We start from the raw sequence: 7,089 nt of genomic DNA on the forward strand, positions 1-7,089 counted from the left end.
CCGCCGTCCTGCCCCGGGGCCGGGCCGGGCGTCGGGGTGCCCGGGGGCGGCGGCGGGGCCGGCACCGACCCACTGCTGACCTGCAAGGTCACCTGCTCACCCGGGAGCGCGGCGCCGCGGGGCTCCTGCCCGACGACCGTCCCCTCCGGAGCGTTGTTGTCGACGGTGCGGGTGGTGACCTGCCAGCCGGCGCCCTCCAGCTCACCGCGGGCGGCGCCGACCGACCGGCCGACGACGTCCGGGATGCGGGACTCGGCGCCGCCGTCGAGGTAGCGGGGGTCGGTCGCGGGCAGGGGCGTCGGCGGGGTGTTCGCCACCAGCGGGGTCACCGCGCCGTACCACGTCCGGGCCGGGGTCTTGCCGCCGAAGATGTTGCCGTTCCCGCAGGCGAAGGGGGCGCCGCCGCCGTCGCAGAGGGGTTGCGGGCGGTTGGAGTTGTCGAAAGTGATGACCGCTCCGGCCATCTCCGGGATCGCGCCCATGAACGCGGCCGACTTGTGCTGCTGGGTCGTCCCGGTCTTGCCCGCCATCGGCCGGGTCCAGCCGGCGGCCTTCGCGGCGGCGGCGGAGGTGCCGGCGATGTCGTCCTTGCTCAGGCCGGTGACGAGGGTGTTCGCCAGGGCGGGCTCGACGGCCTGCTGGCAGGGCTCCTCGGTGATCGGGACGGGCTTGCCCTCGGCATCGGTGATCGAGTCGATCGGTGTCGGCGGGCACCACCTGCCCTGGGAGAACAGGGTGGCGCCGACGTTGGCCAGCTCCAGCACCGACGTCGGGGTGACGCCGAGCGTGAACGACGCGAGCCGCTGGTCCTTGATCACCTCGGCGATCGAGCGGTCGGTGCGCTTGCCGGTGCCCGGGTCGACGAACGGCGTCGTGGCCAGGGACTTCATGCCGAGGCGGACGGCCATGTCGACCACGTCCGGCACCCCGGTGAACTCCTCGAGCTTGATGAACGCGGTGTTCGGCGACTGCGCGAGCGCGTCGGTCAGGCTCATCCGGCCGGGGTAGTTGCCGGCGTTCGCGACCGGGACGGGTCGCCCGCTGCCGTCGACGTAGATCGGGGAGGCGTAGCCCGAGGGCGGCACCTGCATCGAGTAGTTGATGCCGAGGCCCTTCTCCAGCGCGGTGGCCGCGGTGAAAATCTTGTACGTGGACCCGGCCCCGAGGTTGACCGGCTGGTACGGCAGGCCGTAGCTGGTCTCCTCGGCGTCGGCGTTCAGACCGAACGTGCGGCTCGACCCCATCGCGAGCACGCGGTGCTTGTCCTGGCCGGGCTGGACCAGCGACATCACGTTCGCGACGTTGGGGGTGTCCGGCGGCACCTCCTTGTCGAGGGAGCGCTTGACCTCGGTCATCGCGCGGCGGTCCAGGGTGGTGCGGATGGTGTAGCCGCCGCGCTGGATCTGCTCCTCGGTGAAGCCGGCCTCGGTGAGGTACTGCGTCACGTACTTGCAGAAGAAGCCCATGTCGCCGGCGCCGTTGCAGCCGTTCGGCACGCGGACCAGCGGGTTCGCGATGCCGAGCGGAGCGGCCATGGCCTGCTTCGCCTGGGCGTCGTCGATCATCTGCTGCTGGCGCATCTGGTCGATGACGACGTTGCGCCGCTGCAGGGCGGCCTCCGGCTTCTGCACCGGGTCGAACTGGTTCGTCGAGCGGACCATCCCGGCGAGCATCGCGGCCTGCGGGACGGTCAGCTTGTCCGGCGTGGTGTTGAAGTAGGTGCGCGCCCCGGCGGCGACGCCGTAGGACCCGTTGCCCAGGAAGACGATGTTGAGGTAGCGGTTGAGGATCTCGTCCTTGGACAGCTGGCGCTCCAGCTGCAGGGCGATCCGCGCCTCCTTGAGCTTGCGGGCCGGGGTCTGCTCGGTGGCCTTGAGCCGCTCGGCCTCACTCGTCGCGTCGACGTAGAGCATGTAGTTCTTGACGTACTGCTGGGTGATCGTCGAGGCACCCTGGACGACGTCGCCGGACGCCGAGTTCGCGACGACCGCGCGCAGCGTGCCCTGCCAGTCGACGCCGTCGTGCTCGTAGAACCGGCGGTCCTCGATCGCCAGCATCGCGCCCTTCATCGCGGTCGAGATCTGGTCGTTCGTGACCTCGGTGCGGTTCTGGTCGAACAGGTAGGCGATCGGGCGGCCGTCGGAGTCGGTGAGCGTCGTCGTCAGCGGCGGGCGGGTGCCGACCAGGTCCGCCGAGCTCGACGTGACGCTGTCACCCGCCTCGTTGGACAGCACGCCGAGACCGCCGACCAGCGGGAAGGCCATGCCCGCCGTGACCACACCGAGCAGGATGCACAGGCCGGCGAGGACGCCGAGCGGGCGGAGCAGACGCCGGGGGAACCTCACAGGGACAAGCCTACGGGCCGGGAGGTCAGGACACGGTCAGGCTCGTGTCCCCAGGTTGCGTAGTTTTGCGCGCTGACCCGGGCACCCTCCGCGTCCCAGGATCGAGGCATCACGTCGCGGGCCACCGGGCCCGCCCCGGCCCGAGAGGCGACCCGATGCTCGACACGCTGCGTCCCGTCACCGGCAGGCCCCGCCTGCGCCCCGCCGTCGTCGTCCGCGCCTGCACCGCGGTCTGGAACTGGCGTGCGGCCGCACGCTGCCGCACCTCCGACGCCGAGAACCTGTTCGTCACCGGTGCCGACCAGCGCGAGGCCCGCGAGTTCTGCCTGTCCTGCCCGGTCCGCACCGAGTGCCTGGCACACGCCCTGGACCACCGGGTCGAGTTCGGCGTGTGGGGCGGGATGACCGAGCGGGAGCGCCGCGCGCTCCTGCGCCGGCGCCCGGACGTGCGCGACTGGGCCGCGCTGCTCGGGCGAGCGCGCTCCGACCACTACGCCGGACGCAGCAGGAGCGCCTGACCCGATAGCGTCAGGCGCGTGCTCGAGTTCCTGGCCGGCCTCTACCGGACGCACGCCGACGACCTCGCCATGGTGATCGACCGGCAGCGGGAACTCCTCGCCGACGGCACGATCACCCCGCAGCTCGACGACGTCGAGGCCGAGCTGACCTACCTGCTGCTGCGCCACCACCGGCCGTCGCAGGTGGTGGAGGTCGGCACCTACTACGGCTGGTCCACCACCTGGATCCTGTCCGCGCTGCGCGACAACGGGTCCGGTCACCTGCAGTCGTTCGACCTGGTCGACCACGTGTGCGGCACCGTGCCCGAGGAGCTGTCGACCGGGCGCTGGACGTTCCACCGCGGGGACCTGCGCGAGACCGTCGAGAAGGTCCCGGCCGACACGGGCTACCTCTTCGTGGACGCCGACCACGGGCGCCGCTTCGCCCGCTGGTACCTGGAGCACCTGTTCGGGCGGATCGCGACCGGCACCCCGACCAGCGTGCACGACGTGTTCCACCTGCCCCGGGCGCGCCCGTTCACCGAGGGGTCCGAGGTGCTGCGGCACCTGGAACGCAGCGGCACCGGCTGGTTCACCTCCTCGCGAGCGGCGGCGCCGCGGAACCTGCGCGCGCTCGACGCCGTCCGGGCCGAGCTGGGGATCACCGGCGTCCGCGGGACCTCACGCAACCCGATGATCTTCTTCTCGATGCCCTGAGATCAGCGCCCGGGATCGCGCAGGCCCTCGACGAGACCGTCGCGAACCGGTCGGCCTCCACACGGTCCAGCGCCGACTGGAGGAGCTGGGTGGAGCGCAGGTACGCACGAGGACGGTCGCCGCGTTCGTCGCGACGGCGCGGTCCCTGGAGGCGCTGCCCGCGGGGCACCCGGCCGAGGCCGGTCTGGCCGCTCACCTGCGGGACCTGCTGCCCGGCCTGCGCGCGGTCGGGGTGCTGGAGGTGTTCGCGCCCCGGTCGGCCCGGCTGCGGGCGGCGCTCGGCGTGTCCTGAGCCTCAGCCCGCCGTCGCCGCGGCGCCGGTCTCGGCCTCGCCGGCCAGCAGCGCGCCGACCCGGCGCAGCCCGTCGAGGTCGGCGATGTCGCCGGCCAGCGCGGGGACCCGCGTCACCGACACGCCGGGGTGGGCGGCGGAGAACCGGGTGAGCAGGTGCTCCTCCCGTTCGTGCAGGTCGACGCGGTCGGCGTGCAGCCGCAGCACCGCGGCCGCGATCTGCGACCCCGGCCCGCCGACCTGCTCGGCCGCGGCCCGCGCACGCGCCGCGGAGACCGGCGCGAGCACTGGGTGGGTCCGGTTCAGCACGAGCCCGGCCAGCGGCATGTCCTCCGACGACAGCCGCTCGGTGAAGTACGCCGCCTCGCGCAGCGCGTCCGGCTCCGGCGCGGCGACGACGAGGAACGCCGTCCCCTCCGAGCGCAGCAGCGCGTAGGTCTTCTCGGCCCGCTCGGCGAACCCGCCGAACAAGGTGTCGAAGGCCTGTACGAACGCCGACGCGTCCTGCAGCATCTGCCCGCCGATGATCGACCCGACGGCCTTGGCGAACAACCCGAACCCGGCCTCGACGATCCGGCGCAGCCCGCGGCCACCGGCCCGGGCGGGCGCGGCGAGCAGCCGGATCATGCGGCCGTCGAGGAAACGGGACATGCGCTGCGGGGCGTCGAGGAAGTCCAGCGCCGAGCGCGACGGCGGCGTGTCGACGACGACGAGGTCCCACGTCCCGGCACCGGCCAGCTGGCCCAGCTTCTCCATCGCCATGTACTCCTGCGTCCCGGAGAAGGAGGAGGAGATCGTCTGGTAGAAGGGGTTCTCGATGATCTTCTGCGCCCGTTCGGGCGGGGCGTGCGACTCCACCATCTCGTCGAAGGTGCGGCGCATGTCCAGCATCATCGCGGCGAGTTCGCCGTCGACGGCCTTCACCGGGGCGGGGTCGTTGGACAGCTCGTCCACCCCGAGGGCCTGGGCCAGGCGGCGCGCCGGATCGATGGTGAGCACGACGACCTGACGACCGCGCTCGGCGGCGCGCACCGCGAGCGCGGCGGAGGTGGTCGTCTTGCCGACGCCACCCGAGCCGCAGCACACGATGACCCGGGTGCCCGGGTCGTCGATCAGGGCGTCCACGTCCAGCGGGGCGGTCATCGGCGGGCCTCCAGGTGCACACCCTGCGCGGTCATCGACTCGGCCAGCTCGTAGAGCGAGCCGAGGTCCACCCCGCCGAGCAGCGCGGGCAGCGTGAGCCGCGGCAGCGGCGGGGTCGGCTCGGTCTCCAGGCGGCGCAGCGCGGCGGTCTCCCCCTCGACGGCGACGGCGTGCTCCACGGTCTCGGCGACCAGGCCGTCGATCTCGGTGGGGGCCAGCTCGATCCCGGCGCTCTGCAGGCCGTTGCGGATCCGGGTCGCGTCGACCCGCCCGCCCGCGGCGGCGGTGACCGAGCGGTCGGGCAACCACTGCTCGCGCATCCGGTTCACCACGACCGAGCCCAGCGGGATCCCGGCGGCGTCGAGCTCGGCGGCGGCGTCGAGCGTCTCGGTGACGGGCAGGTCCGACAGCAGCGTGACCAGGTGCACCGCGGTGAGCGGGGAGTGGATGAGCGCCTCGACGCCCTTGGCCTGCCCGTGGATCGGCCCGGCCTTGGCCAGGTCGGCCATCGCCCTGGTGACGTCGAGGAACGACACGAGACGGCCGGTGGGCGGCGCGTCGAGGACCACTGCGTCATAGGCGGGGAGACCGTCGGACTCCGTGCGGGTGACGCACTCCTTGGCCTTGCCGGTGAGCAGCACGTCACGCAGGCCGGGGGCGAGCGTCGTCGCGAACTCGATCGCGCCCATCCGGCGCAGCGTCCGCCCGGCCACACCCAGCCGGTAGAACATCTCGAAGTACTCCAGCAGGGCGGCCTCGGCGTCGACGGCCAGCGCCCGCACCTCGCCCCCGCCGGGCGCGACGGCGATCCGGCGCTCCTCGTACGGCAGCGGGGCGGTGTCGAAGACCTGGGCGATGCCCTGGCGACCTTCCACCTCGACGAGCAGCACCCGCTTCCCGCCGCCGGCGAGGGCCAGCGCGAGGGCGGCGGCCACGGTGGTCTTGCCGGTGCCCCCCTTGCCGGACACCACGTGGAACCGCGCGCGGGAGAGCGCGTCGGGCCACGGGTCGGGGCGGGTTCCGGGCTCGGGCCGGACGGTCGTGGTCACGGATCCAGCGTACGAGCGCCCACCGACAGCGGCCCGTCGGCGAGGTGCGTCCCACAACGGACGGGGCGCGTCCCGCGCTCCGGCGGTGGGCGTCCGTCGCAGGGGGACGGCCATCCGTCGCGCCACGACGGTTCGGTGTCGGGTGCCCGGGTTACAGTCCCGCCCATGAGCTCCCCGGTCGTGAAGTGGGAATACCTGACCGCCCCCCTGCTGATCCACAACACCAAGGCGATCCTGGACAACTTCGGCCAGGACGGCTGGGAACTGGTCACGGTGACGAGCGGCGCGAACGCCGAGCAGCTGGTGGCGTTCTTCAAGCGGCCGGTGCAGCAGTGAGCGCACTCGCCCGACTGAAGGAGCTGGGGCTGACCCTGCCCGCGGTGGCCGCACCGGCCGGCGCCTACATCCCGGCCCGGCGCAGCGGGAACCTCGTGTTCACCGCCGGGCAGGTCCCGTTCGTGGACGGGAAGGTCGCCGCGACCGGCAAGGTCGGGGCCACGGTCACCGCCGAGCAGGCGTACGACCTGGCCCGGATCTGCACGCTGAACGCGCTCGCCGCGATCGACGGGCTGGTCGGCCTCGACAGCGTCACCGGCGTCGTGAAGGTCGTCGGGTTCGTCGCGTCGGACCCCTCGTTCTCCGGCCAGCCCGGCGTGATCAACGGCGCGTCGGACCTGCTCGGCGAGGTGTTCGGCGAGGCCGGGGCACACGCCCGGTCGGCCGTCGGCGTCGCGGTGCTGCCGCTGGACGTGCCGGTCGAGGTGGAGCTGACGGTCGAGGTCGGCGGCTGACATGGATCGGCTCGCCGGGGTCCCGGCCGGTCACGAGCTGCTGCTGCGGCTCGCCGGCCGGTTCCCCGACGAGCTGCTCTGGCGGCTGCGCGACTGGCTGGCCGCCGGGGACACCGCGGCGCTGGGCGCGGTCCTGCCGCGCACGCTGCTGCGGCACCGGATCGGGCTGACCGGGCACGAGCGCACGCTGCTCGCGGAGGTCGTCGGGCCGGACGCGCCGTCGCGGCGCCTGGTCGAGGCGGTGCTGCCCGGCAC

At 73.4% G+C, this 7,089-nt stretch carries 7 protein-coding genes and 1 pseudogene; 5 read left to right on the forward strand and 3 right to left on the reverse strand.

The genetic code is table 11. The annotated features are described in order from the left end of the window. On the reverse strand, nucleotides 1-2,345 hold a 2,345-nt coding region (locus tag NH602_RS26020), incomplete at its 3' end, for a transglycosylase domain-containing protein (protein WP_253069164.1). Nucleotides 2,346-2,500: 155 nt separating this feature from the next. Here NH602_RS26020 and NH602_RS26025 point away from each other — a divergent pair. Together NH602_RS26025 and NH602_RS26030 are read left to right on the forward strand one after the other, a co-directional pair. Next, nucleotides 2,501-2,863 (forward strand): WhiB family transcriptional regulator, encoded by a 363-nt coding sequence (locus NH602_RS26025; protein ID WP_100879013.1) that lies wholly within the window; start codon nucleotides 2,501-2,503, stop codon nucleotides 2,861-2,863. Between the two features lie 18 nt (nucleotides 2,864-2,881). Further along, nucleotides 2,882-3,559, forward strand: a complete 678-nt coding sequence (locus NH602_RS26030) for a class I SAM-dependent methyltransferase (protein ID WP_253069165.1) — start codon at nucleotides 2,882-2,884, stop codon at nucleotides 3,557-3,559. Nucleotides 3,560-3,854: 295 nt separating this feature from the next. Here NH602_RS26030 and NH602_RS26035 read toward each other — a convergent pair whose 3' ends face one another. Beyond that, entirely contained in the window at nucleotides 3,855-4,994 is a 1,140-nt protein-coding gene (locus tag NH602_RS26035) for an ArsA family ATPase (protein ID WP_100879014.1), read from the reverse strand. Further along, complete coding sequence (locus NH602_RS26040; protein ID WP_073576021.1) at nucleotides 4,991-6,043, reverse strand: ArsA-related P-loop ATPase; 1,053 nt, start codon at nucleotides 6,041-6,043, stop codon at nucleotides 4,991-4,993. Before NH602_RS26040 ends, NH602_RS26035 begins: the two co-directional genes overlap by 4 nt. 165 nt (nucleotides 6,044-6,208) lie before the next feature. Here NH602_RS26040 and NH602_RS26045 point away from each other — a divergent pair, with 165 nt between their 5' ends. The 3 genes and pseudogenes from NH602_RS26045 to NH602_RS26055 all read left to right on the forward strand — a co-directional run. Beyond that, complete coding sequence (locus NH602_RS26045; protein WP_139282840.1) at nucleotides 6,209-6,379, forward strand: DUF4177 domain-containing protein; 171 nt, start codon at nucleotides 6,209-6,211, stop codon at nucleotides 6,377-6,379. Beyond that, nucleotides 6,376-6,834, forward strand: coding sequence for a RidA family protein (locus NH602_RS26050; protein WP_073576022.1), 459 nt, complete (start codon nucleotides 6,376-6,378; stop codon nucleotides 6,832-6,834). Before NH602_RS26045 ends, NH602_RS26050 begins: the two co-directional genes overlap by 4 nt. 1 nt (nucleotide 6,835) lies before the next feature. Then, nucleotides 6,836-7,089 (forward strand): annotated as a pseudogene (locus NH602_RS26055) (hypothetical protein); the annotation flags it as partial.

It is taken from the genome of Pseudonocardia sp. McavD-2-B, from assembly GCF_024124365.1.
Taxonomy (GTDB): Bacteria; Actinomycetota; Actinomycetes; order Mycobacteriales; family Pseudonocardiaceae; genus Pseudonocardia; species Pseudonocardia alni.

Bases quoted from the DNA above. Each gene is read 5' to 3' on its own strand.
- NH602_RS26045 (WP_139282840.1), top strand. From the start codon at position 6,209: ATGAGCTCCCCGGTCGTGAAGTGGGAATACCTGACCGCCCCCCTGCTG.
- NH602_RS26035 (WP_100879014.1), bottom strand. From the start codon at position 4,994: ATGACCGCCCCGCTGGACGTGGACGCCCTGATCGACGACCCGGGCACC.
- NH602_RS26025 (WP_100879013.1), top strand. From the start codon at position 2,501: ATGCTCGACACGCTGCGTCCCGTCACCGGCAGGCCCCGCCTGCGCCCC.